Consider the following 25244-nt stretch of genomic DNA (forward strand, 5'->3'; position numbering starts at 1 on the left):
CCAAATCAATCGACGAAGCTGAATTCGTTGGACATCAGGAGCACCTGCGCGAGCTGCTCCCACGCGCCGAGCGAGCGCCTCGACGGCCGGGTGAAGTCGCGGCGGGCGTCCCACGCGGAGGACGTCGAGGGTTCCGGCGCGACGGCCCGGACGACGGGAGCCCAGGCGTGATCGTCGCTGTTCAGGTTGTCGCGGATGTCGACGACGAAGTCGATGGTGTCTCCCGGCTCGACGGCGACGGTCGCGGAGAAGTCCTCGCGGCCGTCGTGGACCGGGGCGGTCTTGAGGACGCCCAGCCGGTTGTGGACCAACCACGCGCGGACGCCGTCGCCTTGCGCGCCCTCGTGGACGAGGGTCGATTCGACGGCGACCTCGCCGCGGATGGGCGAGGTCCAGCGGCGGTAGGTCGAGCGCGCCAGGTCGTCGCCGGGGTGGCCCCCCTCGGCGGTGATCCGCGCCCAGCCGAGCTTCGGGTCGGGCCAGTTCGGGCCGCCGCCCCAGCCCTGTCCGTCGAAGTGGGGCAGGGGGGCGAAGGCGGCCGGGTCGGGCCCCTTCGCCGGGTCGACCGGGCCGAAGCCGTAGCTCCACGCCAGGGTCTCCGGCGGGGGCGCGGGCTCCGACTCGTCCGACGAGGCGACGACGAACGCGACGGCCGCGTCGGCCTGGGCCGGCGTGGGCGGCCGTCGATAGACCCGCTCATACAGCCGCGCGACGGCCTCCGCCGGGCGATCCTTCGGCAGCCCGGCGGCGATCGTCCGGGCGCGGTCGGCGACGAAGGGATGGTTGAGCGCGAACAGGGCCTGCTGGGGGACGGTCGTCTCGCTGCGCGTCGCGGTGCTGAGGTCCGGGTTGGCGAAGTCGAAGGTGCGGTAGACGCCGGGGAGGAACTGGCGGTCGATCTGGCCGTAGAGCGTCCGCCGGGGGTTGGCGCCGTCGAACAGCGGCGTCGCGCGGCCTCCCATGCGGGGGTCCAGCTCGCCGGACGCGGCCAGCATGGAATCGCGGTATTCCTCGAAGGTCAGCCGACGCGGGTTCATCCGCCACAGGAGGCGGTTCTCCGGGTCGACCTGGTCGGCCCTGGCGCGGAGGTCCGCGTCGCCCGGCGGCCCGGAGCCCTGGCGGTAGGCGGCGGAGAGGACGATCAGGCGATGGACGGCCTTGGTGCTCCAGCCCCCCTCGACGAGCCGGCTGGCGAGCCAGTCGAGCAATTCGGGATGGCTGGGGGGCTCGGCGCGGAGGCCGAAGTCGCTGGGGGTGCGGACCAGGCCGGCGCCGAAGTGGCCGGCCCAGACGCGGTTCACCCAGACGCGGGGGGTGAGCGGGTTCGTCGGGTCGACGATCGCGCGGGCCATCTCCAGCCGGCCGGAGCCGTCCCGGAAGGGAAGGGCGTCGGGGCCGGCGACGACCTGGAGGAAGCGCCTGGGGACCACGTCGCCGGGGGTCGCCGGGTTGCCGCGCTTGAAGACGTGGGGGTCGCGAAGCTCCGCGCCGTCGACGACGGCCACGGCGAACGGAGGCGCCCCCGGCTGCATCAGCAGGTTGTCGACCTCGTTCTGGAGCCGCCACATGGCGTCGATCGTGGAGGAGGGGAAATAGCCCTCGGTCGTGACGATCGGCTCGTCGGGGACGACGCAGGGGGACTCGGCGGCGTACAGGACCAGCCGGAGCGCCTCGGCGTCGGGGTCGGGGAGCGACGTGGCGGCGGGGTCGGCCTGGACCGTCGCCTTCCACTGCTCGTCGACCTCCGCGAGGAGGCGCGCGTAGCGCTCGGCGGCCTCGCGGATCGTGGCGGGGGGCGTGGCGAAGGCGGACGCGACCCTCGGGTTGAGCCCCGGGGCGTCCGGCGGGGAGGGCTCGGCGAGCGCGGCGGCGGCCCTCGCGGGGAATTCGGCCTCGGGGATGGCGGCCAGGCGGCGCCAGGGGCGGAAGATCGGGTCGTCCGCGTTCGCGCGGGCCTCCAGATACGCCTGCCACCGGCGGGCGGTCTCGGGGATCAGGTCGTCCGGCGCGACGATGATGTCGAAGCCCTGCTGCGGCACGACCGACATGTCGAGCTGCGCCATGAGGTAGTCGACGATCTTGCCGCGGGCTCGGGTCGCGGCGTCCTCGCGCGCCTTCGCCATGCCCTCGCTCATGGCCTTCGCGCGCTTGTCCAGCTCGGACTCGAACTCCTCGGCGGGCTGGCCGCCCGGCGGGGCGTCGCCGACGCGTGCCAGGCGCTCGGTGCAATTCATGAACACGCCGTAGAGCGAGTAGTAGTCGGCGGTGGGGATCGGGTCGTACTTGTGGTCGTGGCAGCGGGCGCACGCGACGGTCAGCCCCATCGTGCCGCGGGTGACGACGTCGATGCGGTCGTCGATCACGTCGCGAGCCACGCCCAGGAAGCGGCGGCCGACGGTGAGGAAGCCCATCGCGGCGGCGTCGGCTGGTCGGTCGGGGAAGGCCTTGTCGGCGGCGATCTGCGCGACGAGGAAGCGGTCGAAGGGCATGTCCTCGTTGAACGCCCTCACGACCCAGTCGCGATACGCGGGCGCCTGGACGAAGAAGCGTTGCTCGCGGGCGTAGACGTAGCCCTTGGAGTCCGAATAGCGCGCCACGTCCAGCCAGCGACGGCCCCAGTGCTCTCCGTAAGCCTTCGACGCCAGCAGGCGATCGACGAGCTTCTCGTAGGCGTCGGGCGATTCGTCGGCCTCGAACGCGCGGACATCCTCCATCGTCGGCGGCAGGCCGGTCAGGCCGAAGGTCAGCCGCCGGATCAGCGTGCGGCGGTCGGCCTCGGGCGATGGGGGCAGACCGGCGGCGTCGAGCCCGGCGCGGATGAAGGCGTCGACGGGGGTGCGGTTCCACGACGGGTCGGAGGCCGTCGGGACGGGGAAATCGGCGACGGGCTGGAACGCCCAGTGGGCGGCCCATGACTCCTTGGGGTCGGACGCGGTCGCGGCCTCGTCGGTCCAGGGCGCGCCGGCGGCGACCCAGCGCTCCAGCGCGGCGACCTCCTCGGGCGAGAGCTTCCCCTTGGGCGGCATCGCCAGGTCGCCCGTCTTCCGGACCGCCTCGATCAGCAGCGACGCCTCCGGGTCGCCGGGCTCGATCGCCGGCCCCGTGTCGCCCCCTTCCAGGAGCGCCGATCGGCTGTCCAGGCGCAGGCTCCCCCACTGCTTGTCGGGGCCGTGGCAGCCCTGGCAGCGCTCGACGAGGAGGGGCCGGATCTCGGTTTCGAAGGCGTCGTCGGCAAGTGCCGAGGGGGAGAGGAGGGCGAGCGCGAGTAGCGCCGGGAGCCAGCGCGATCCGCCGGCCTTGTGTCGCGCCCCCCATGTCTTCGGGCGATGTCCGTTCATGGTCCGACCCTCGACAGGTGTACCGAGACGCCACGGCCGCTGTCCAAAGTCTATTCAACATCCTCGCGGCAAGCAACGCGGGGCGGCGGCGCGCGCCGTTCGGTTGCCGGCGCGGGAGGGGTCGCCCTACAATGGGATTCGGAGGAGTCGATCGGGGCGGTTCGGCCAAAAGGCGGGTCCATCATGATGCGAACGGCGCTGGTCGTCGGGCTTTCGATCGCCCTGTCGCCCCTCCCGACGCGGGGCGACGTCGTGGTGTTCCGGGGGGGCGGGCAGGTCCAGGGGAAGGTGATCCCCGACCCGGCGTCGAAGGAGGGGGAGGAGCGTGTCTTCGTGGTGTTGCCGCGCGGGAAGACTCCGCTGTCGCTCCGCCGCGACCAGATTCGCGAGATCATCCCGAAGGCCGGCCCGCTCGACGAGTACGCGGCCAGGCGCGAGAAGCTCGCCCCGACCGCGGCGGCGGAGCAGGAACTCGGCGAGTGGTGCGAGGCGAACGACCTCCCGGACCTCGCGGAGGTCCACTTCGAGGCCGCCCTGAAGCGCGACCCGGACTTCGCCGCGGCGCGGGCGAAGCTCGGCCACTCCGAGCGAGACGGCCGCTGGCTCACCCCCGACGAAATGCGCCACGAGGGCGAGGGGGACGAGGCGGAAGGCGAGGACGAGGGGGCCCGGGAGCCGGGCGGATCGGCCTCGTGGACCCGTCGGATCAAGATCATCCTGCGGGGCCTGGCCTCCGAGTCGATCGACCGCCGCCGCGAGGCCGAGGCCCAGCTCATGGACCTGAAGGAGCCGGAGGCCGTCGGGCCGCTGGTGAAGGTCATGGGCTCGGGCGAGCCGGACCTGCGGATGTTGCTCGCCCAGACGCTGGACGGGATCCCCGGCGACGCCGCGTCCAGGGCGCTCGTGGAGATGATCCTGCGCGAGCCGGAGGACGCCGTCCGCGAGGCGGTCCTGGAGCCGCTGCGACGGCGCGAGGGGGACGTGGTGGCCTCGCGCCTGGTCCGGGCGCTGAGGTCGCGAGACGTCCGGGTCATCAACCGCGCGGCATGGGCCTTGGGACACCTGGAGGTCTTCGCGGCGGTCCCCCGGCTGCTGGACGTGCTGGTCACGTCGGAGGAGCGGATGGTGATGGTCCCCTCCGGGGGGCCGGCCTACGGGGGGGGGAACTACGGGGGGTTGAACTACGGGCGCCCGCCCGGCGCCCTGATGGCGTACAACGGCATCGCGGCGGCCTACCTGACCGGGCCGGTGGTGGGGCCGGGCGTCGCGGCCTTCGGCGCGACCGTCGTCCCGAACACCGTCGGCTTCACCCCCAGCGGAGGGCCGATCACCATAGGCCCCGACGGCTTCGCCGGCTCCGGCTTCGTCGGCGCCGACCGGGGCCCCCAGCCGGCGCTGATGACGTTCACGTCGCGGAACGTGGAGGTCCTGGGGGCGTTGAACCGGCTGACCGGCCAGGACTTCGGCTACGACCAGGCCACCTGGCGGGCGTGGGTCGCGCGGTCGTTCAACCCCCGGCCGAATCCGGAACGCAAGGCGCCGCAGCCCTGAACTTGATCGATCGGCGGCCGCGGCGTACCATCCGGGCGCGACGCCGCGAACGGAGGGGACCTTGGCCGAGATCGACGCCGAAACCGCGACCGACCCTTACGCGGAGGAGCTTGCGCGCCTGGCCCGCCAGGCGCGCGGGCGGCTGGAATCCCTGGCCCGCGCCGGCGCGGTCGCGCTGCCGAAATCCCCCGAACTCCCCGCCGTCTCGCGTCCCTCGCCGGCCATCGCCCCCCATGACGCCGAGCCGGCGGCCGAGCCCCCGTCCGTCGAGCGCCCTCGGCCCGCGCCGGTCGCGTCCCCGGTCGTCGAGCGTCCGCGGCCCGCGCCGCCCGCCGTCGAGCGCCCTCGGCCCGCCGCCCCGCCGACGCCCCCGCGGCCGATCGCCGCGCCGTCGCTGTTCGGGTCGACCGGCTTCTCGACTCCCCCGCTCGATCCCGCCGAGCGTCCCGCGGCGCTGGCGGTGCTGCGGGAGGAGGTCGCGGGGTGCGTCCGGTGCCCGGACCTCGCGGCGTCGCGAACGCAGACCGTCTTCGCCGACGGCGCCGCCACGGCCCGGCTGATGTTCATCGGCGAGGCCCCCGGAGCCGATGAGGACCGCGCCGGCGTCCCGTTCGTCGGCAAGGCCGGCCAGCTCCTCACCGACATGATCACCAAGGGGATGGGCCTGCGTCGCGAGGACGTCTTCATCGCCAACATCCTGAAGTGCCGCCCCCCGGACAACCGCGACCCCATGCCGGCGGAGGTCGCCAACTGCGTCGGCTACCTGGACCGGCAAATCGAGATCGTCCGCCCCGAGTTCATCTGCCTGCTGGGCAAGGTCGCCGCCGGGACCCTGCTGAACACGGCGCTCAGCATGGGGCGCCTGCGCGGGCGGTGGCACCGCGTCCACGGCATCCCCACCGTCGCCACCTACCACCCGGCGTACCTCCTGCGCACCCCCGCGGCCAAGAAGGAAGCGTGGGAGGACTTGCAGATGCTCATGCGAGCCATGGGCCTGGTGATCCCCCGGAAGAAGGCCTGACCGGGCCGCTTGCCGCGCGATGATTCCCGACGATTACTGAAACGCCCCGCGCCGTCCGGCCGTGATCGGACCGCCGCTGAATCGCGGAGGCGGGCCCTTCGAAGTCGCGCCAGATCGTCCCTCGACGTCGTCGACGGCCCCCGTTACGGCGATTAAGGCGCCGGGGTGTTCCCCGGGCCGGTCGCGGGCGCGTCCTCAAGGTCGTCGTTGTCGTACGGGATGGGGGTTGGATTACCTGGCGGGTCGTTCGTGATCGTCGTCTGCAATTGAGCGGTGGGGGTGGTGAGCAGCCGAATGGATTCCAGGCGCATGTCGCCCTGGGCGCCGGGGCGGAACGAGCGTGAGCGCCTCGCGTGGGACGTGCGAAACATGGGGTGGCTCCTGGTGATTGGACGTACGACTTGAAAGCGCGACATCCCGCCGAAGTTCCCGGCTCGCGGGGTGGGCATGAACGGCCCATCGAGCCCGCCGCCACGTCGGGCCGGCCTGGTCAACAACAATATCAACCGACCCGATCAATCAACACGCAATAAATGCTATTTTCCGAAAACCCACCGTGGAGCTCGATTCCCTCGCGATCCCGCGAGGACGCCACTCGGCCAGGTTGGTCGGGGCACCGAGCCACGTCCACGGTGGGCTCGTAGGGCGGTCGCGCGTTCGGGGCACCGAGTCAGGAGATGCCGGCGAGCTTTTCGAATTCCCCTTCGTCCAGGGTCGTGACGCCCAGATTTTTGGCCTTCTCCAGCTTGCTCCCCGGGTCGGCGCCGGCGAGGACGTAGCTGGTGGACTTGGAGACGGAGCCCGTCACCTTGCCCCCCAGGCCCTTGATGATCGCCTCGGTCTCCGGGCGGGTCCGCTTCGGCAGGGTGCCGGTGAGGACGAACGTCTTGCCCAGGAACGGCAGCTCGGTCGACGTGGCGGCGATCGGCTGGTACGGCCGCGGGTCGACCCCCAGGGCGATCAGCTCGTCCATCAGCCGTTGGTGGTCGGGGTCCTGGAAGAACTCGTGGACGCTCGCCGCGACGACGGCGCCGACTTCCGGGACGGCCTCCAGTTCCGCGAGCGACGCGGCGCGAAGGGCTTCCAGGGTCGGGAAACGCTCGGCGAGGACCTCGGACGTGCGGACGCCGACGTGGCGGATCGCCAGGCCGGTGATCAGGCGGTCGAGCGTCTTCGTCTTGCTGGCCGCGACCGCCGCCGTGAGGTTCTCGGCCGACTTCGTCCCCATCCGCTCCAGCGCGGCGAGCGTGGGGACGTCCAGCCGGTACAGGTCCGGGATGCTGCGCACCAGGCCGGTCCTCACGAGCTGGTCGACGAGCTTGTCCCCCAGCCCCTCGATGTCCAGCGCGTCGCGGTGGGCGTACTGCCGCAGCCGACGTTCGAGCTGGGACGAGCAGGCGGAGGGGCGGTTGGAGCAGCGGTAGTCGACCTCGCCGGGGTCGCGGACGACGGGCGCCTCGCAGCTCGGGCAATGGTCGGGGAAGACGAATTCGACCTCCGAGCCGTCGCGGGCCTCCTTCTCGACGCGGACGACCTGCGGGATGATCTCGCCGGCCTTCTGGACGACGACGGTGTCCCCCTCGCGCACGTCCTTGCGGCGGATCTCGTCGGCGTTGTGCAGCGTGGCGCGCTTGACGGTCGTGCCGGCCAGCCGGACGGGCTCCAGGTCGGCCACCGGGGTCAGCTTGCCGGTCTTGCCCACCTGGACGGTGATCTTCGTGATCCTGGTGACGGCCTGCTCGGCCTCGTACTTGAACGCGATGCACCACCGCGGCGACTTGCTGGTGTGCCCCAGCCGCGCCCGCTGGCCGCGGTCGTCCACCTTCACGACCAGGCCGTCGGTCTGGAAGTCCAGCGTGTTGCGGCGGGTCTCCCACTCGCGGGCGTACTCGATCACGCCGTCGATGGCGTCGAAGCGCGCGATGTGGGGGCTGACCGGGAGCCCCAGGGCCTTGAGCTTCCCGTAGACCTCGTGGAACGACGAATCGTCCAGGCCGCGGACCTCCCCCAGGCCGTGGCCGACGAACCGCAGCCGGCGCTGGGCGCAGAGGCGGGAGTCCAGCAGCTTGAGCGAGCCGGCGGTGGAGTTGCGGGGGTTCTCGAACGGCTTCTCGCCGGCCGCCTGGCGGATCTCGTTGAGGCGGGCCAGTTCGGCGTTGGTCATGTAGACCTCGCCGCGGATCTCCAGGATCTCGGGGGCGTCGCCGCGGAGGGTCAGGGGGATCTCGCGGACCGTGCGGAGGTTGGCGGTGACGTCGTCGCCGCGCTCGCCGTCGCCGCGGGTGGCGCCGAGGACCAGCCGGCCCCCCTCGTACCGCAGCGAGACCGCCACGCCGTCGACCTTCAGCTCGACGAGGTAGCCGACCGGCTCGCCGGCGTTGAGCCCGCGCCGGACGCGCGCGTCCCACTCGCGGATCTCGTCGTGGTTGTAGGTGTTGTCGATCGAGAGCATGGGGACGGCGTGGACGACCGTGGCGAACTGGGCCAGCGGCGCGCCGCCGACGCGGCGGGTCGGGCTGTCGTCGTCGGCCAGCTCGGGGTGATCGGCCTCGATCCGCTTCAGCCGATCCAGGAGCCGGTCGTACTCGCGGTCGCTGATCTCCGGCGCCGCCTCCAGGTAATAGAGGCGGTTGTGCCGCTCGATCTCGACGCGCAGCGCCTCGGCCTCGCGCCTCAGGTCGTCCTTCACCATCGTCGGGCCTCCGTGGGATTCTCTCATTATCGGCCGGAGGCCCCCCCGACGATCAAGGCGGGGGGTCGGAGCCCGCGCCGGCCGCCTCGCCGGCGGCCTCGGCCTCGGCCGCCGCCTCGATCAGCCGGTGCTCGACGGCCCTCGAATAGTTCAGCAGCGCGTCGCGCATGGCGCGGATCATCTCCAGCGGCTGGCCTTCGAAGGACGGCGGCACGGGCATCTGCGAGGGGCCCCGCGGGGCGACGCTCTGCGGCATCCCGGTGTACGGGAGCAGCCGGCGGGGGTTGGCCAGCCAGCGTTCCAGGAAGTCCGGCCGGAGGCGGTTGGCGACCTGGCGGAGGTCCGGCCCGTTGACCTGGTCGGGGCCGCCGTCGGGCCTGAACGGGCCGACGGCGTGGCACTGGGTGCAGACCGAGCCCTTCGTCGCCATCATGCCGAAGCCCGTGTTCAGGTAGTTCGGGTGGACCCTCTCGCGCTCGGCCAGGTGCCCCTGGAGCTGGCTGGGGATGGTCTGGTAGGGGAACTCCACGCCGTCGAGCGCCGCGAAGTAGTCGGCCAGGGCGTCCGTCTCCTTGCCCACGCGCTGGTAGTGGTAGCGCGGCATCCGCAATTGCGCCGCGGGGCGGATCGCGTAGGGGTCCTTCAGGTACAGCGACATCCAGGGCGTCTGCACCTTCATCCCCTGGCGGATCAGCGGCGGGGGGAGTCGGTTCCAGTAGGACTCATAGGGCCTGCCTTCCTCCTCCGCCTGATAGGCCGCGTAGAGCCAGGCGAACCCGCCGCCGACGGCGGGCTCGGCCTTCACCATGGTCCTGTCGAGCGTCAGCACGTCGCCCACGTCGAACCGGTATCCCCGGATGACGACGGGCTGCCAGAGCTGGACGGAGACCTCGTCGTCGAACTCGGCCGTCGGCATCCCCTCGATGGTCACGGCGGAGCCGTCGTCGGGGCCGAGCTTTAGAACCTCCTCGACGTCGCCCCCCAGCTTGAGGTCCGGGTCGAACGTCGGCGGGGCGTGCGGGGCGGCTGGGAAGTCGGCGGAGCGGGCGTTGTAGGAGCCGCGGAGGTTGGACGCGAAGGCGGGCAGGGCGTCGGCCACGGTGGTCCCGGCGGGGATCGTGAACCGGGGCATGCGCATGACGTGGCAGCCGGCGCACTGGTAGCGTTCGAGGATCTTGGCCCCCTCGGCGCGGGCGATGGCGGCGTCGTCGTAGTGCGTCCGGGCGACGTAGCGCGGGTGGACGCGCTCGCCGGTCAGGCCGAGGACGAAGGTCATCACCTCCTCCACGGCCTTCGGGTCGTCGGCCCAGGAGAACTGGGGCATGCGCAGGCGGTCGTCGCGGCTCTTGTAGAGCGGGTCGCGCTTCATGTGGTCGAAGCTCCGGGGGCGGTGGAGCTTCTGGTAGAGGAAGCCGACGCGCGTGCCGCGGTCGATCTGGTCGCGGTAGAACGGGTCGACCCCGTCGCGCGCGCCGGCGGCGTCGGGGGGCGTGTCGGCGATGGCGGAGGAGACGTGGCCGAAGTCGAGCTGGGCGAGGCTCTTGGAGCCCCAGTCGGAGAGCGCCGGGCCGATCGGCTTGGCGCCTTCGAAGCCGGGGACGTCGTGGCAGCCGAAGCAGCCGAGGCGGGCGATGGTCTTCTCCCCCAGGTACATCAGCTTGTCGTCGGCGGGGAGGCCGGCGACGAACGACTCGACCTCGCCGGGGGCGACGGGGACGATCCCGGAGCCGTCCTTGTATCCCCCCTTCCTGACGTAGAGGCGCACCAGCTCGTCGAGGGCGTCGCGGACGGGGGGCGAGTCGACGGGGGGGGCGTCGACCTTCGCGGGCCAGCCGCCGGGCACGGACATGAGCCAGGCGGCGACGTCGGCCGCCTCCTGGTCGCTGAGCTGGAGGTCGGGCATCCGGCTGTCCTGGTCGTGCGCGCCGGGGTTCTTGATCCAGCTCGCCAGCCAGGCACGGCCCGACTCGTCGTCCGCGAACTTGGCCGCCACGTTCACCAGGTTCGGCCCCAGGTCGGCCTTCGCGAACGGCCGGGCCGACTCGGGGAAGACGGAGGGGTCGAAGGTGTCGTCGGGGTCGACCTGGTACGAGGGGTCGCTCGACGGATACGGCCGATGCTGGTGGCAGGCGAGGCATCCGCGGGCCAGGAACGTCTCCTTGCCGCGGTCGGCGTCGGGCTCCTCCGGGGGCTCGGACGCGCGGGGGGCGGGGCGGGACTTCTCCATCAGGTAGCGGACGACGGCGTGGACCTCGGCGTCGGCCCGCGCGGCGTCGCCCGGCTGGTCGTCGTCGATGCCGAAATAGCGCGGCATGTGGGTATCGGGGCGGAAGGCGAAGGGGTCCTTGATCCAGCGGAACAGCCAGTCCGGGGAGACCTTGCCGCCGACCTCGCGGAGGCTGGGGCCGACGCGGGGCTCGTCGGCGAAGCTGGGGGCGGGTGAGTCGCCGCCGCCGATCTCGTGGCAGCCGAAGCAGCCGTGGCGGGCGATGCGCGCCCTCCCCGCCTGGAGCTTCTCGGCCTGGGGGACGTCGGTCACGTCCCAATGGCACTTCAGGCAGCTCGACTCCGCGAACCGCGCCGGGAGCATGGGATGGTCCCAGTGCTCGACCGGCTCCCAGGCGTGCTCGGACCGCCAGCGGGAGGCGTCGGCGACGGAGTCCGGGGTGTGGGAGGCGTGGACGAAATCGACGCCCGAGCCCTGGCCGCCGTGACAGATGGTGCAGCCGTAGTCGTTGATCGGGTGGGGGCCGTTGGAGTCCAGGAACAGCCCGGCCGGCGCGACCTTGCCGTGGGGGTCGACGGCCGTGGCGCCGTCGGTCAGTCGGGGGTGCGAGGCGAAGACCGCGGGGGTCGGGTTCCCCTCGGCGTCGACGTCATATCCGGGCCGGTCGATCCCCCGATGGCAGGTGGCGCAGCGGTCGCGACGGGGCACGTCCTTGAAGTTGTAGCTGATGGTGAGGTCCGGGAGCGTGATCTGGTCGATCTTGGTCGGCGGCGCGGCCATGTCCAGCCCCGGCAGGCCGCGGATCCAGGCGGCGAGGCCGGTCTCGCGGGCCTCCTTCCGCTCGAGCACGCGGCGGATCCGGTCGGCCTCGCGGGTGAGCCGGTCCCGGTCTCGCTCCAACGCCTCCACGCCGCCGAGGAGCGTCTCGCGCTCGGCCTGCTTCGCCTTCAGCGCGGCGCGGGCCCGCTGGTCCTCGACGTCCAGCTCGGCCAGCCGATGCTCGGCCTCGGCGACCGGGCCGTCGAGGAACTCGCGGGCGCGGTGGGCGCGGCCCGCCGCCACGAGGGCGTCGTACTCGGTGCGCAGGCCGTCGACCTCGGCCCGCTTGAAGCGACGGGCGGTGTCGACGCGCTCGGCGGCGCCGGCCAGGACCGACAGCTCGGCGTCGATCGCCCTCAGCTCGTCGCCGCGGCGGCCCGCCTCCTCCCTGGCGGCCAGGATCCGCGCGTCGATGTCGGCGATGGCGGCCCTGGTCTCCTCGGAGCGATCGGCGAGGGCCCGCGCCTCGGCGGCGCGGAGCTTGGCGGCCTCGATCTCCTGGAAGTCGCGCTGGACCCGCTTCCACGGCCGGTCGTGGTCGACCGCGATCATCCAGACTACCGCCGCCAGCATCCCCACCGACGCGATCGCGAAGATGCGGTGCAGCGTCGATTGGTCGCGATACGTCTGTTCGGAGGCCTGCATGGCGACGGTCCTCTAGACGGCGTCACGGCACGCTCGTCCCATGGTCAGATATTGAAGCCAGGTATCGCGACGACGTACTTCAGGTTCAGCGTCCATCGCAGGATCATCTTCAGCGGCAGCCCCGCCATCAGGAGCAGCAACACCACCGCGACGGCCGCGCGGGCGGTCCCGGCCTTCGCGACGTACTCCTTGAACAGCGTGCGCAGGAGGATGACCGGCAGGACGACCAGGTACAGGGCCAGGAGCGTCAGGCCGGGCAGCTCGCGGATCAGCGTCCAGGAGGGCTTCGCGCGCCCCAGGGCGCGAATCCACACCAGGTCGGAGAGGTCGACGTTGTTCAGAGGCACCACCTTGTGCGGATCCCAGCGCTCGTAGGGGCCGAAGAAGTTCCAGTTCGGCCCGCGGAGGAACGTCCCCAGGACGATCAGCACGACCCAGAGGACGAGGAAGCCGAACAGGAACGCGACCATCGCGAACGGCCGGTCGGCCACCGTGTAGTAGCCCACGCCCTCCTTGTTCGCGTCGATGTACGGGATGGCGCAGAGGCCCACGATGATGAGCACCGGGATCGCCACGCCGGCCAGCCACGGGTCGAAGTAGACGAGCATCTCCTGGAGGCCGAGGAAGTACCAAGGCGCCTTCGACGGGTTCGGCGCCTCGGTGGCCTTCGCCGGCTGCTCCAGCGGCGCGGGGAGGGCCACCGCCCAGACGATCAGGAAGAGCGTCAGCCCCACGGCGCAGATCAGCTGGGGATAGACCAGGTCGGGCCACGAGAGGACCCGCTCCATCTCCAGCTGCTCCAGGACCGGCATCCCCCGGGCGCGGCGGGCGTCGTTGATGACGGCCCGACGCAGGGCCAGCCAGGTGAAGCCGGCGACCAGGACGATCAGGCCGACGATCGGCACGTTGTCGGGCTTGACGACGATCTGGCGGAAGTCGACGTCGGCGAGGCTCAGGCCGAACGCCAGGATCGAGAGGTTCACGGCCCCGAACGCGACCAAGCCGTTTGCGAACGCGCGCCGGAAGACCAGGGCCGCCGCGAACAGGAGCGCCGAGCCGAGGAAGAAGGTCGTCGGCCCGGAGAGGGCGTCGACCCACGCGCGGACGGGCGTCGGCAGGACCAGCGGGGCGGCGAGGAGGTACGTCAGCCCCATCACCTGGAAGACGACCGCGACGAGCCCCCAGACCACCGTCCAGAGCGTCCGGTTAATCGGCCCCCCCAGCCCGACCGCCGGGAGGTGGTCGTCCAGCGAAGGCGCCGCGTCGGCGGGGCGCCGCTCGGCGAAGCGCGCCGCGTCGGCCGCGGCCGTCAGCGCCAGGAGGACGTTCCCCGACGCGGCCAGCAGGTAGCCCAGCATCGTCCCGCCGGGGAGCCAGCCCCGGAGCGGCAGGGCGACGATCGCGGCGCCATACAGGACGGCCAGGGCCGCGCGCAACCAATCGGGGAAGCGCCGGGTCTGGGGGGCGAGGCCGGCGACGTCGGCGCCCTCCGCGACCATCCGCCCGTGGGCGACATGCGCGGCGGCGGCGGCGTTGAGGCCCGACGCCAGGAGGAAGTACCAGGCGAGGCCGGAGAGTACGTCGGGGTTGACGTCTTGGGGCGTCATGGCTCGCGACTCGCGACGGGCCCCAGGTCACAGGGGGCCGCTGATCCCCCCGTCCTTCCGGACGCGCCAGAAGTGGACCATGATCAGCAGCGACGCGGCCAGGGGGATCGCCACGCAGTGCAGGACGTAGAACCGATTGAGGGCGGCCTCGCCGACGCTCCGCCCCCCCAGCATGACGTACATCGCGTCGGAGCCGGGGGTGATGAGCCTCACGCCGTCGCCCAGGGTCAGCAGGTCGGCCCCCGGGCCCTCCAGGCCCAGGATCGGCGTCGCCCGCGCCATGTTCGAGCCCACCGTGATCGCCCACACCGCGAGCTGGTCCCACGGCAGGAGGTAGCCGGTGAACGACAGCAACAGCGTGAGGACCAGCAGCAGCACGCCGACGACCCAGTTGAACTCGCGCGGGGGCTTGTAGCTGCCGGTCAGGAACACGCGGTACATGTGCAGCATCACCGCGATGACCATCGCGTGCGCCGCCCACCGGTGCAGCTCGCGCAGGACGCCCAGCGTGGCGACGTCGCGCAGGGCCAGCACGTCGTTGTAGGCGTGCTCCAGCGTCGGCCGGTAGTAGAACATCAGGAGGACGCCGGTGACGACCTCGACCAGGAACAGGAAGAAGGTCGCCCCCCCCATGCACCAGGTGTAGCTCAGCGCCAGGCCCTGCTTCCGCACGCTGACCGGGTGCATGTGCAGGTACAGGTTGGAGAGGATCGCCTGGGTCCGGTTCCGACGGTCGGTCGGCGGGCCGTGGCGGAAGACGCTCTTCCAGACCTGAGAGCCGGCGATGCGGTCGCGGAGCGACATGGGCGCCTCGGGGGGAGGGGGGGAGGCGGGGCGTGGTCGAGCCGGGCGGGCGGGGCCGTCAGACGGCCAGGTAGCTGTCCGGGTCCGACCACTGGTCGAGATCCTTGCGGAACGTCTGGGCCTTGTCGACGACGATCTGCCCGTCGTCGGCGAGGCCGATCTTGTAGCGTTCGAGGGGGCGTGGGGCGGGCCCCTCGAAGTTGACGCCGTCCTTGTAAAACCCGCTGCCGTGGCAGGGGCACTTGAACTTCCGCTCGCCGGCCAGCCAGGTCGGCGGGCAGCCCAGGTGGGTGCAGTAGGTCTGGAGCGCGTAGATGACGTCGCGGCCCTGGTCGTCCACGTCGCGGACCACCCAGAAGCCCCAACGGTCCTTGAACCGCTCGCTGACCTCGCCCGGCTCGTAGTCCAGGGGGCGGCCCACCTTCACGGTGCTGGGGGGCTCGGCCTCGGCGTTGGGGAACAGGAAGCGGACCATCATCCACGACAACATCGCGAGCGCCGCGGCCAGCGCCGTCCAGGCGATGAAGGTCCACGACACGAAGACCAGGAGCCCGCGACGGTCGAGCTGGAGTCGCGACCCCGGCGGGGTCTCGATCGCCGCCGGCTCCGGCCGCGACTCGGGCGAGTACGGGGCGCGTGGCCCGGCGGGCGCGGGGCCCGACGGCCGGCCGGCGGCCTCCTGGGCCTTCCGGGCGCCGGCGTCGCGGAGGGCCTCGGCGACCTCCCTCGTGCCGGCGACCTCGGCCGACGGCGGCTCGCGATCGGCGGCCGCGGCCGCCTCGGCCTTCGGCCCCGACGGCTTCGGGGCGGTCCCCCGCGCGGCGGCCAGCTTCTCCGCCAGCGACAGCGCCTTCTTCGGGGCGTCGGCGTCGGGGGAGGCCGGGGCTTCGGTCGACGCGGGGGGCTCCTTCGCCACGGCCCCCCCGGCGCGGGCCGCGGCCAACTTCTCCGCCAATGACAACGCCTTCTTCGGCCCGGGGGCGGCCGGCGTCTCGGCGGGGGCGTCCGGCTTCGCGGCGACGGGCCCGCCGGCGCGGGCGGCGGCCAGCTTATCCTTGAGCGACATCGCCTTCGATGGGGCGGCCGGCGCGGGGGGGGCGTCCTCCGCCTCCTCGGCCTTCGACTCGGCCTCGCGGGGGGCGACGTCCCGGATCGGGTGGGCGGCGCGGGCGAGTTCGAGCTTCTCGCGGATCGAGGGCTTGCCGGACTCCGTCGCCTCCGCGGGGGCCGCGCCGGCCTCCCGGGCGGCGACGCGGGCTGCGCGCTCGGCCTCGGCCTTATCCAGCTTCTCCTGGAGCGACAGCCGCGGCCGGGGTCCGTCGGGCCCCGGGGTCGGCGTCGGCTGGGTCGAGGCCGGCGGGGTCGGGGGCGCCGATGCCGCCGGCGCGGGGGGCTCGCCCTGGGCGGGGATGGAGGTCCCGCGTCGGGCGGCTTCCAGAATCTCCTGCACGCTGGGACGTTTGGCCATCGTTCGATTCCGGCCTTCTGGCTCGAAAGGCCCTCGGGACGGCCGGTCGTCCTCATGACGACGGCCATCGATTCGGGCGCGGTGGGCCTCCTCCCCTGTGACGGCGTCGTGGGGGGGGGCCGCTTGCGGGCGCGACCATGGGTCCGCGGCGACTGTCGGCGTCGCCTCGATCCCGGCGCTCCGTGGTGGCGAGCGAGGGCCCGCGAGGGCCTCGATCCGGGTCGCCTGGCCGCGCGTCGCGGCGTGGGCACCGGACCACCCAAGCCTATCATCGACCCGCTCCGGGTTCAACTCAGCACCGATCGGGGGCATGCCTTTCGATTTCGGCGGCCCACCCGCGAATCCCGCGACGGACCAGCCTCCGGGATCGCGCGGCACGTCCCGACGGCCGACGCCGATCGACCCTGTCCGACGCGACGATCGCGAGGGCGGAGGATGCCGCGCGGAGTTGGGTTCGTTCGCGCGCCGCGCCTCTCGTGATGACGCATTCAAGATCAAGCGGACCAAGCATATGCGTCGGAATCGAGTTGGCTTCGTTCGTCGTGTTCGAAGTGGTTTTCTCGCCCAGCCAGCGTGAAACGCGCGTCCCTTCGCCCGTCGGGAGAATGTGCCCGGAGGGCCGGACGGGGGTCGTCGGGTTTCGGGGTTCGCGGTGGCTCACGACACGCGCCCGGCGGTATCTCCATGCGGCGTCGATCCACGCCCGCCTCTGGCGCGGCGGCCCTCTCCCGGGGGACTGGCGGCCCGACACTTTTTCCGCGACGGCCGCGCGAACACGCCTCCCTTCTCCCCTCGCGGGAGAAGATGGCCGAAGGCCGGATGAGGGGGGCGTCGAGAGAGCATCCGGTCACGCGCCCCCTCATCCGCCCCTCCGGGGCACCTTCTCCCGCGAGGGGAGAAGGGAGGCGTGTCGTCGCCCTCCCCGGGGTTTTCGACAGAGCACCACCAGGGGAGAAGGGGGAGCGCGTCCATGGAGCCGTCGACGAAACGATGTCGGGCCGTCAGGCCGGCGGGGGAGGATCCGGGAGACAGCATGCGATCGCCCGGGCCCCCTGGGGCTCATCTGCTTCCGGGATGTCAAGGAGCACAGTCATCGAACGCCTGCATGGTCGGCGGCGGTCGCGGCGGGATTTCAGGAATCTCGATTATTCTCCGGACGCGACCCGTCGGCCGATCTCACGTCTCATGTCGGATCACGCGGCCTCCGTCCGTCCAGGACTCGGGCACGCCCCCGGTCGGCGGAATCCCCCGAGGAGGCCGAGCGCCGTACCGGCCAGGGCCGCCGCGACCCCGGCCGCAAGCGGCGCGGGATACCAGTCGGCGAAGGTCTCCGGGTCGGTCCACGGCGCGTCCGACGACGTGCTCGCGACGACGGGGCCGTCGAGAAGGGCCTCCGGCGCGAACGCCTCCTCCGGGATTGGGCCGAGCCGTCGATCGATCACGCTCCAGTCGACGACCCGATCGTTCCGGCCCGGCCCGACGGCGGTCAGCCTCCATGAGCGGAGCAGGGGAGGGTCGCCGTCATCATGGCGGTAGCTGGTCTTCGTCTCGCCGCCGTCCTTGAAGCGACAGACTTCCGAGAGCGCCGCCATGCCGCGGTCGGCGTCGAACACGCACTCGAACGATTCCGGGGCCTCGGGCTCGCCGACGGCTTCGTACTCCAGGCGGAGCCGCGCGCGGCGCCCGCCGGGCCCCGGGGACGTCACAAGCTCCGTCACGCTCAGCCTCGCCGCGAAGTCGGGACGCTGGGTCCTTTGAAGGACGCTCACCCCCGGCGTCGGGTCGGGGGGGCCGTGGCGCTCGGCCTCGGCGCGGGCGCGGCTGTACGCGGCCTCGGCCGTGGCGTCGCGATATTCATCGAGCACCCAGGGTTCCCCGGGCGCCTCGCGAGTCGCGCGGAACGATCGCCCGGGCGTGGCGGACCAGGCGGACCACCGCGACGGCCCCGGGGGAGTCGACCAGACGTCCCCCTCCTTGGTCCCCGACTCCTCGACCACGACGGCGTGGAACGGCTCTGAATGCAGATAGGTCCACCGGACCTTCCCCCGCGCGGGGCCCTCCGTCGGATGCCTCGCCGACCACTCCATCTCCGAGGCCACGCGGGCCTGGTCGTGGGCCCGGTTCGATCGCTCGGCCCCGGCGAGGAACTCGCCGACGAACGATGCCCACGCCGCCGCGTCGACGTCCGGGCCCGGTTCCAGCGCGGCGAGGGCCGCGACGAGGTCCGGCTCCGACGGCGCCGCGCGGTCGACCTCGGCGCGACAGGCGGCGTCGAGTTCGTCGAGCCCCACGCCCAGCACGCGGCGGCAGTCGGCCTCGAAGGTCGCGGGCCGGCACGTCCGGTAGAGTTCCAGGAACTTCTCGGGGCCGTGGGCGTCGAGGATGTGGTCGACCAGGATCGCCCCTTGCGGATAGACGGCGCCGGCGTGGGCGTGATACCAGGCGGGGCCGACGAGCGACCGGAGCGACCGCTCCTCGCCATCCTCCCGCATCCTCCAGACCTGACGCCGGACGTCCCCGCGCGACCGGCCGGCATTGGCCTCGGCCCAGCCTTCGATGAGCAGCGCGGGGGGGTCGATTGTCAGGGCGGGGACGAAGTCGTTCAGGACGCAATGCGCGACCTCGTGGCGGTCGACGTGGGCGAGCGGGTCGTCCTCCGCGCCGGCCTCGCCGGCGCGGCTCCCCATGCCGATCCCGAGCGCGGCGCGGCCGTCGGCCCCCAGCAGCGGGCCGCGGACCCAGTGGATCTTCCGCCCGCTCGATCGGCCGCCGAGCCGGGCGCGGAGAGCCCGGACGTGCTCGTCCATCGCGGCCACCTGATCCCTCGCGATTGGCGAGGGCTCGGCGATCATGACGACGGTCGCCCCCTCGGTCCATTCCGGGTAGCGCAGGCGGGCCTCCAGGTCCATGAGCGACGCGCCCAGCGGGACCAGCGGCCTGATCGCCGCGTCCAGCACGAGGAGCCGGCTGGCGTTGAGCCGCAGCCCGTACATGCCGTGGGCCGCGAAGATCAGCCCTGGCGCGACGCCCAGCAGGAGCCACGTCGCCGCGCGGGGCCGATCCGGCCCCCGGGCCAGCCGCCAGATACCGCCGATGACGACCGCCAGCCAGGCGACGAGGAAGAGGCCGAGCGTGGCCGTCGCCGGGAAGAAGTGAGGGTGCCACGGCCCCGCGGCCGTCATCGCGAGCATGAGTCCCAGCCATCCCAGCCACGTCGCCCACGCGGCGATCGCCAGCGCGGGGAGTTCGGGGAAGCGGCGGATCGGCGGCGACCCGGGGTCGGACATGACGAGCCTCCGATCGGGGCCCCTGCCTGTCACCTCATCGCGCTGTAGTCGGTCGGTTCGAGGTAAACGGATTCGACCTTCTCGGTCAGAGGGCCGTCGACCTCGCTCTCGGCCTTGGCGCGCTTCCATTCGGGGTCGTCGCGGAAGGCCTGCCAGGTCGCCGTGGCGGCCTCGCGGCTGGGGTACGCGACGAGGTAGACGAGCGTCCGATCCTTGCCGTCCTTCTCGTCGGTCGGGGTCCAGAAGCCGACCAGCTCCGCGCCGTGCTTCGTCAGCAGGGCGCACGTGTGGTCGCGGAACCGCTTGTGGAGGTCGACGAGCTTGCCGTCCGGGGTGTGATACGTCCGCAGCTCGAAGACGCGGGCGGGCCGGGCGTCGCGGGCGGGGGCGGCGATCGTGACGGCGAGGCCCAGCAGGGCGACGGAGAGGACGAGGGCGACGCGCATCGGGGGGGTTCCTCCGGCGTAATCGGCCGTCGCGAACCCGCGACGACATCCGTCCGACGTTGTAGCACGGAGGCCGGGGCGGCTCAAGGGGCGCGGGGTGGCACGCGCGGCGGCGATTCGACCATGGGTGATCGGGGAAGGCGGAGGGAATCGCCGAACTCGGGAGGCCGGCCATGCGCGCGACGACGGGCGATGAGGCTTGGGGGTTCGTCTGGCTCGGGAAGGGGCTGGCGGCCCTGCTGTTCGCGTTCTGGGGGGTCTTCTTCGTCGAGCACCTCGGCGAATGGTTCATCGCCCCGGAGGCCGGCTGGCCGCCGCCGGCGACGTGGTTCGCGCAGGCGCTCCACCTGGCGATGCTCCTCGGCCTGGCGACGATGATCTTCCGGGAGGGGCCGGGGGCGATCGCGACCGTCGCGACGACGGCGGCGTTCTTCCTGGCGATCGGCTATCGCGGGTCGCTCGCCCTGCCGCTGATCAACCTCGCGCCGATCGCCTGCTTCGCCATCGCCCGGGCCCTGGGCTGGCGCGAGGGGGCGGGTCAGGCGTAGTCGATCGCCTCCAGCATGCTGGAGACCTCGCGAAGCCGGTCGGACAGGTACTCCCGGATCTCCTCGCTGGAGGAGAGCTGCAGGACGTGATGGGCGAACCGCTCGGCCTGGGCGGTGGTCACGGAGGCGAGCAGGGCCTTCACCTGGGGGATGAAGGCCGGGCTCATGCTGAATCGCCGCAGCCCCATGCCGAAGAGGACCAGGGCCGCGCGCGCCTGGCCGGCCATCTCGCCGCAGACGGTCACGGGGGTCCCCGTGCGCTGGCAGGCCTCCAGCACCATGTGGATGACGCGGAAGATGGAGGGGCTCAGGGGCTCGCAGAGGTGGGCCACCTTGGGGTTGTCGCGGTCGGCGGCGACGAGGTACTGGATCAGGTCGTTGGAGCCGATCGAGATGAAATCCGTGTGGCGCAGCAGGGCGTCGATGCAGACGGCCGCGGCGGGGACCTCGACCATCACGCCGGTCTTGACGTCCTCGGCGAACGGCACCCCCTCGCGCCGGAGGTTCGCCTTGGCCTCCTTGACCATCTGGTTGAGCTTCAGCAGCTCCTCCACCGTGGTGATCATGGGGAAGAGCATGGAGATCTTGCCATGCCTCCCCGCGCGGAGGATGGCGCGGATCTGGGTGACGAGGAGCTTGGGGTTCTCGAAGAAGATGCGGATCGAGCGCCATCCCATGAACGGGTTCGGCTCGTTGCGCCGGCCGAGGTACGGGACGGTCTTGTCGCCGCCGAGGTCCAGCGTGCGGATGACGGCCGACTTGCCGGGGGAGTTCTGGACGATCTGGCGGTAATACTCGTACTGCTCCTCCTCGCCCGGGACGTCGTGGTGGGTGAGGAAGAGGTATTCGGTGCGGAACAGCCCGACGCCGGTGGCGCCGACGGACTCGGCGGCCTGGGCGTCGGAGAGGTTGTTGATGTTCGCCAGCAGCTCGACCCGGGTGCCGTCGCAGCTCACCGCGGGCTGGTCGCGGTTGGCGATCAGGCTGTCCTTGTAGTGGAAGAACTCGCGCTGGACCTTGCGATACGCGGCGGTGGCCTCGCGGTCGGGGCGGACGATGACGAGCCCCTCGCGGCCGTCGACGATCATGAGGTCGCCGGCCGCGACGTTCTCCATCACCCCCTCGACGCCGGAGACGGCCGGGATGCCGCGGCTGCGGGCGAGGATGGCGGCGTGGCTGGTGGAGCCGCCGATCTCGGTGACGATCCCGGCGATCGGCAGGTCCCCCAGGCTCATCGCCTGGCTGGGGAGGATCTCGTGCGCCACCAGGATCACCGGCTCTTCCTCGCCGTGGCGGGAGTCGGTGACGCAGTCGTCGCACCCGGTCGCCTCGGGCTCGCGGGTCAGGTGGGAGCCGATCCGGGTCATGACGTCGCGGACGTCGGTGACGCGCTCGCGGAAGTATTCGTGGTCGATGCGGGCGAACTGGGCCGCGTAGGCGTTCATCACGTCCTGGAGCGCCGAGAGCGCGGTCAGCCGCCGCGTCTCGATGGCCGCGTGGACCTTCGCCGTCAGCTCGGGGTCCCTGACGATCTGGAGGTGCGACTTGAAGATCTCGGCCGCGGACGCCCCCAGTTCGAGCGCCACCCGCTCGATGAACGTCTCCAGCTCGGCCGTCGCCTCCTCCACCGCCCGGTCGAACCGGGCCACCTCGGCCGGCACCCGGGCCGGGTCGTCCAGCGTCCGGGGCTCGCCGGAGCCGAGCACGGACTCGACGCGATACGCGACCCCCACCACCACGCCAGGGCTGACACCGATGCCTTTATGCATGGACGAATTCGCCCTATCGTCTTGATGTGGACCCGTCGCCCGAAACCGTCTGAGCACCCACCACCGACGAGTCTCCGAGCCCACCCACACGCCAAACAAGGCGCACAAGCAAGGACTCACAACCGGAACAGGCTCTAGGTTAGGGATTCCCGGCCCGATCGTCCAGAGGCATGCGCCCGGGGGTCAGTCCTCCTCCAGCCCCATCTCGCGAAGTCTGGCGGCCATCCGCTCGGCCCGATCCCGCGCCCGGCGGGCCTCGGCCTCGGCCGCCTCGCGACGGCGGCGCTCGTCGTCGGCGGCGCGGACGGCCTCCTCGCGGAGCCGGTCGGACTCCTCGCGGAGCCGGTCGGACTCCTCGCGGCGGAGCCGCTCGTCCCGCGCCAAACGCTCGGATTCCGCGCGTCGGCTCTCGGCCTCCTCGCGGAGTCCCTGTTCCGCCCTGCGCCGCCGGCGCTCGACCCGGGCGAGCCGGCGCATCGCGCGGCGGTCCTTCATGATGTCCTGGACGTGCTGGAACGCCTCGCCGTCGGGCCGACGCAGGACCAGGGCGTTGTCGACCGGCGGCGCCTCGAACGTCACGCCCAGCCGCGGGCTGGTCCAGCCGTCGGTCGAGGCGATCGGCTCCAGGCCGCCGGGGCCGCGCCGCCAGCCGTCGAACTGGCCCGCCGCCTCCTCGGGGAAGTAGTAGTAATACTCCTCGACGCCGCGCCCGTCGTACAGCCGGAGCTTGCGGCCCATCTCCGCCGGGGTGTTGCTGGGCGAGTGGATCTCGAAGACGACCTGGGGCGCGTGGCCCTCCAGCCATTCCTTGTAGGAGTGCCGCGGCGCCTTGGGTCGGCCGAACGCCACGAACACGTCGGGCGCGCAGCAGCGGCGGCGGTCGTCCGGGTCGAAGTACCAGAGGAGGTCGCAGGCGACCAGGACGTCGAGCCGATCGCGATAGAGGTCGTCCAGCCCCTCGGCGATGGTCACCATCCACTTGTATTGCGTCTGGTTGTCCGCCATGGGGCGCCCGTCGCTGTCGGGGAAGTTCGGGTCGTAGGCGTCCCAGAACGGCGGGTCCAGCAGCGGGATCGGGCTCGATTCCCGCCGATCGTGCCGGGCGGTGCTCATGACAAGTTCCCCCGCGCGTCGTGTCGATTCAAACGTCCACCAAGTTCTAGCACGGGCCGGGCCGGAGATCCAGGCCGACGGCCGGGGCGCTTTCCGGCCGCCGGCGCGATACTAATAATGGTTGGGCGTTTGAAGAAACGCGCGCCGACGACGAAATCACGCGGGGGCGGTCGCCTCGACCGTCGCCGGCCCCGGACGCCAACGCGGAGCGCAGCCATGTCTCAGGCCGAGGGTTTGAAGCGCGTCTTCGGGATCGACCTGGGGACGACCTACTCCGTGATCTCGTACGTCGACGAGCACGGCAAGGCGGTCGTGGTGCCGAACCAGGAGAGCGAGCGGATCACCCCGTCGGTCGTCCTGTTCGACGGCGACGCCGTCATCGTCGGCGACACCGCCAAGGAATCCGCCAAGGTGGAGCCCCACCGCGTCGTCTCGCGGGTCAAGCAGCACATGGGCGACCCGAACTTCGTGTTCGAGCACGAGGGCCGGACCTACAACGCCGAGGACGTCTCCTCGTTCATCCTCCGCAAGGTCGTCGGCGACGCCGAGATCGCGCTGGGGGAGCCGATCACCGACGTCGTCATCACCTGCCCGGCGTACTTCGGCACCCCGGAGCGCGAGGCCACCGCCAACGCCGGCAGGCTCGCCGGGCTGAACGTCCGGGCGATCCTCAACGAGCCCACCGCCGCGGCGGTCGCCTACGGGCTGGAGCAGGGGGCCGACCAGACGGTGCTGGTCTACGACCTCGGCGGCGGCACCTTCGACGTCACCATGATCGAGATCAAGGACCGGCTCATCCGCGTCGTCTGCACCGGCGGCGACCACCGCCTCGGCGGCGCGCTCTGGGACGAGGCGGTCGTGATGTACCTGGCCGAGCAGTTCCGCGAGCAGACCGGCGAGGAGTCCGACCCGCTGGACGACCCCGAGGTGCTCAACGACCTGGCGCTCCAGGCCGAGCGCGGCAAGAAGACGCTCACCCAGCGCGAGAAGGCCCCGTTCCGCGTGACCCACGCCGGCAAGCAGGCCCGCGTCGAGCTGGACCGCGCGAAGTTCGAGGAGATCACCCGCCACCTCCTCGACCGCACGATCGAGCTGACCCGCGAGATGCTGGACGACGCCCGGGCCAAGGGGCACGAGGCGTTCGACAAGATCGTCCTCGTCGGCGGCGCCACCCGCATGCCCCAGGTGCGCGACCGCGTCGTCGCCGAGTTCGGCGTCGAGCCCGAGTCCTACGACCCCGACGAGGCCGTCGCCAAGGGCGCGGCGCTCTACGGGCTGAAGGAGTCGCTCCAGGAAGGGGTGCGAGACATCCTCGCCGGGTCCGAGGAAGGGGCCGCGGTGATCAACGGGGAGAACGGGCCGATCGACCTGTCCGAGGTCTCCGAGGCCGAGGTCGCCGAGGCGCTCGACCGCCTGGAAGGCCAACTCGGCTTCACGCTCACCGGCCCGGTCCGCGAGCTGGTCGGCACGAAGATCGTCAACGTCCTGTCCAAGAGCCTGGGCGTGGTGGCGATCGACGCCGACCGCAAGGAGGTCGTCGTCTACCTCCTGCCGCGCAACAGCGAGGTCCCCTTCGAGCGGTCGACCGACTTCGGCACCGACGCCGAGGGCCAGGCGGCCGTCGACATCCGGGTGATGTCCGGCGAGCGCGACAGCCCCGACCCGGCCGACTGCCAGGAGGTCGGCCTGGCGACGCTTCACCTCCCCGAACGCCTCCCCGCGCGCAGCCCGATCCGCGTGAAGTTCGCCATCACCCGCGACGGCCGTCTCAACGTCACGGCCGTCGACCTGACCGCCGGCGGCGCCATCGACGTCGAGTTCCAGACCGAGGCCGTCTCCGACTCCGAGGCCGTCGCCGAGCGCTCCACCGCGCTGCGGATGCTGTCGGTGTCTTGAGGCCGAACACGGA

At 72.2% G+C, this 25244-nt stretch carries 15 protein-coding genes; 4 read left to right on the forward strand and 11 right to left on the reverse strand.

The features are described 5' to 3' along the window. Positions 1–5 precede the first annotated feature (5 nt). Positions 6–3338, reverse strand: coding sequence for a PSD1 and planctomycete cytochrome C domain-containing protein (locus WG209_RS09210; RefSeq protein WP_337174732.1), 3333 nt, complete (start codon positions 3336–3338; stop codon positions 6–8). Positions 3339–3521: 183 nt separating this feature from the next. On the opposite strand from WG209_RS09210, the gene WG209_RS09215 reads away from it, so the two are divergent. Then, positions 3522–4889: a hypothetical protein gene (locus WG209_RS09215; protein ID WP_337174733.1), complete on the forward strand. Its 1368-nt coding sequence runs from the start codon at positions 3522–3524 to the stop codon at positions 4887–4889. 61 nt (positions 4890–4950) lie between these two features. After that, positions 4951–5910, forward strand: coding sequence for a uracil-DNA glycosylase family protein (locus WG209_RS09220; protein WP_337174734.1), 960 nt, complete (start codon positions 4951–4953; stop codon positions 5908–5910). Positions 5911–6062: 152 nt separating this feature from the next. Here the strand turns inward: WG209_RS09220 and WG209_RS09225 are convergent, their stop codons facing one another. The 8 genes from WG209_RS09225 to WG209_RS09260 form a co-directional block, all read right to left on the reverse strand. Continuing rightward, entirely contained in the window at positions 6063–6281 is a 219-nt protein-coding gene (locus WG209_RS09225) for a hypothetical protein (protein ID WP_337174735.1), read from the reverse strand. Positions 6282–6580: 299 nt separating this feature from the next. Next, entirely contained in the window at positions 6581–8602 is a 2022-nt protein-coding gene (gene ligA, locus WG209_RS09230) for an NAD-dependent DNA ligase LigA (protein ID WP_337174736.1), read from the reverse strand. Positions 8603–8654: 52 nt separating this feature from the next. Continuing rightward, a complete protein-coding gene (locus WG209_RS09235; protein ID WP_337174737.1) occupies positions 8655–12293 on the reverse strand; it encodes a c-type cytochrome in 3639 nt (1212 codons plus the stop codon). Between the two features lie 44 nt (positions 12294–12337). After that, entirely contained in the window at positions 12338–13900 is a 1563-nt protein-coding gene (locus tag WG209_RS09240; protein WP_337174738.1) for a hypothetical protein, read from the reverse strand. Between the two features lie 27 nt (positions 13901–13927). After that, positions 13928–14704, reverse strand: coding sequence for a cytochrome b N-terminal domain-containing protein (locus tag WG209_RS09245; protein ID WP_337174739.1), 777 nt, complete (start codon positions 14702–14704; stop codon positions 13928–13930). Between the two features lie 58 nt (positions 14705–14762). Beyond that, complete coding sequence (locus WG209_RS09250) at positions 14763–16172, reverse strand: Rieske 2Fe-2S domain-containing protein (RefSeq protein ID WP_337174740.1); 1410 nt, start codon at positions 16170–16172, stop codon at positions 14763–14765. Between the two features lie 1193 nt (positions 16173–17365). Next, positions 17366–19459 carry a hypothetical protein gene (locus tag WG209_RS09255; protein WP_337174741.1) on the reverse strand — a complete coding sequence of 698 codons (2094 nt, stop codon included), beginning with the start codon at positions 19457–19459 and terminating at the stop codon, positions 17366–17368. A 29-nt stretch (positions 19460–19488) separates the two neighbouring features. Beyond that, on the reverse strand, positions 19489–19905 hold the full coding sequence (locus tag WG209_RS09260; protein WP_337174742.1) for an NIPSNAP family protein: 417 nt from the start codon (positions 19903–19905) through the stop codon (positions 19489–19491). 173 nt (positions 19906–20078) lie between these two features. Here WG209_RS09260 and WG209_RS09265 point away from each other — a divergent pair, with 173 nt between their 5' ends. Continuing rightward, positions 20079–20453, forward strand: coding sequence for a hypothetical protein (locus tag WG209_RS09265; protein WP_337174743.1), 375 nt, complete (start codon positions 20079–20081; stop codon positions 20451–20453). On the opposite strand, the gene ptsP is transcribed toward WG209_RS09265, so the two are convergent. Continuing rightward, complete coding sequence (gene ptsP, locus WG209_RS09270; protein ID WP_337174744.1) at positions 20444–22222, reverse strand: phosphoenolpyruvate--protein phosphotransferase; 1779 nt, start codon at positions 22220–22222, stop codon at positions 20444–20446. The two genes, WG209_RS09265 and ptsP, sit on opposite strands and share 10 nt — an antisense overlap. Positions 22223–22405: 183 nt before the next feature. Continuing rightward, positions 22406–23335, reverse strand: a complete 930-nt coding sequence (locus tag WG209_RS09275) for a Uma2 family endonuclease (RefSeq protein ID WP_337174745.1) — start codon at positions 23333–23335, stop codon at positions 22406–22408. Between the two features lie 216 nt (positions 23336–23551). On the opposite strand from WG209_RS09275, the gene WG209_RS09280 reads away from it, so the two are divergent. Beyond that, the gene (locus WG209_RS09280) at positions 23552–25231 is read left to right on the forward strand and encodes an Hsp70 family protein (RefSeq protein ID WP_337174746.1); all 1680 of its coding nucleotides are present in this window, start codon (positions 23552–23554) and stop codon (positions 25229–25231) included. Positions 25232–25244 lie beyond the last annotated feature (13 nt).

The sequence above is a fragment of the Paludisphaera sp. genome (genome assembly GCF_037189885.1).
GTDB lineage: Bacteria > Planctomycetota > Planctomycetia > Isosphaerales > Isosphaeraceae > Paludisphaera.

What these genes read in the sequence shown, in the direction of transcription:
- WG209_RS09245 (WP_337174739.1), bottom strand. Translation starts at nt 14,704, where the DNA reads ATGTCGCTCCGCGACCGCATCGCCGGCTCTCAGGTCTGGAAGAGCGTC.
- WG209_RS09275 (WP_337174745.1), bottom strand. Translation starts at nt 23,335, where the DNA reads ATGAGCACCGCCCGGCACGATCGGCGGGAATCGAGCCCGATCCCGCTG.
- WG209_RS09255 (WP_337174741.1), bottom strand. Translation starts at nt 19,459, where the DNA reads ATGTCCGACCCCGGGTCGCCGCCGATCCGCCGCTTCCCCGAACTCCCC.
- WG209_RS09265 (WP_337174743.1), top strand. Translation starts at nt 20,079, where the DNA reads ATGCGCGCGACGACGGGCGATGAGGCTTGGGGGTTCGTCTGGCTCGGG.
- WG209_RS09260 (WP_337174742.1), bottom strand. Translation starts at nt 19,905, where the DNA reads ATGCGCGTCGCCCTCGTCCTCTCCGTCGCCCTGCTGGGCCTCGCCGTC.
- WG209_RS09235 (WP_337174737.1), bottom strand. Translation starts at nt 12,293, where the DNA reads ATGCAGGCCTCCGAACAGACGTATCGCGACCAATCGACGCTGCACCGC.
- WG209_RS09240 (WP_337174738.1), bottom strand. Translation starts at nt 13,900, where the DNA reads ATGACGCCCCAAGACGTCAACCCCGACGTACTCTCCGGCCTCGCCTGG.
- WG209_RS09210 (WP_337174732.1), bottom strand. Translation starts at nt 3,338, where the DNA reads ATGAACGGACATCGCCCGAAGACATGGGGGGCGCGACACAAGGCCGGC.
- WG209_RS09250 (WP_337174740.1), bottom strand. Translation starts at nt 16,172, where the DNA reads ATGGCCAAACGTCCCAGCGTGCAGGAGATTCTGGAAGCCGCCCGACGC.
- WG209_RS09280 (WP_337174746.1), top strand. Translation starts at nt 23,552, where the DNA reads ATGTCTCAGGCCGAGGGTTTGAAGCGCGTCTTCGGGATCGACCTGGGG.
- WG209_RS09225 (WP_337174735.1), bottom strand. Translation starts at nt 6,281, where the DNA reads ATGTTTCGCACGTCCCACGCGAGGCGCTCACGCTCGTTCCGCCCCGGC.
- ligA (WP_337174736.1), bottom strand. Translation starts at nt 8,602, where the DNA reads ATGGTGAAGGACGACCTGAGGCGCGAGGCCGAGGCGCTGCGCGTCGAG.
- WG209_RS09215 (WP_337174733.1), top strand. Translation starts at nt 3,522, where the DNA reads ATGATGCGAACGGCGCTGGTCGTCGGGCTTTCGATCGCCCTGTCGCCC.
- ptsP (WP_337174744.1), bottom strand. Translation starts at nt 22,222, where the DNA reads ATGCATAAAGGCATCGGTGTCAGCCCTGGCGTGGTGGTGGGGGTCGCG.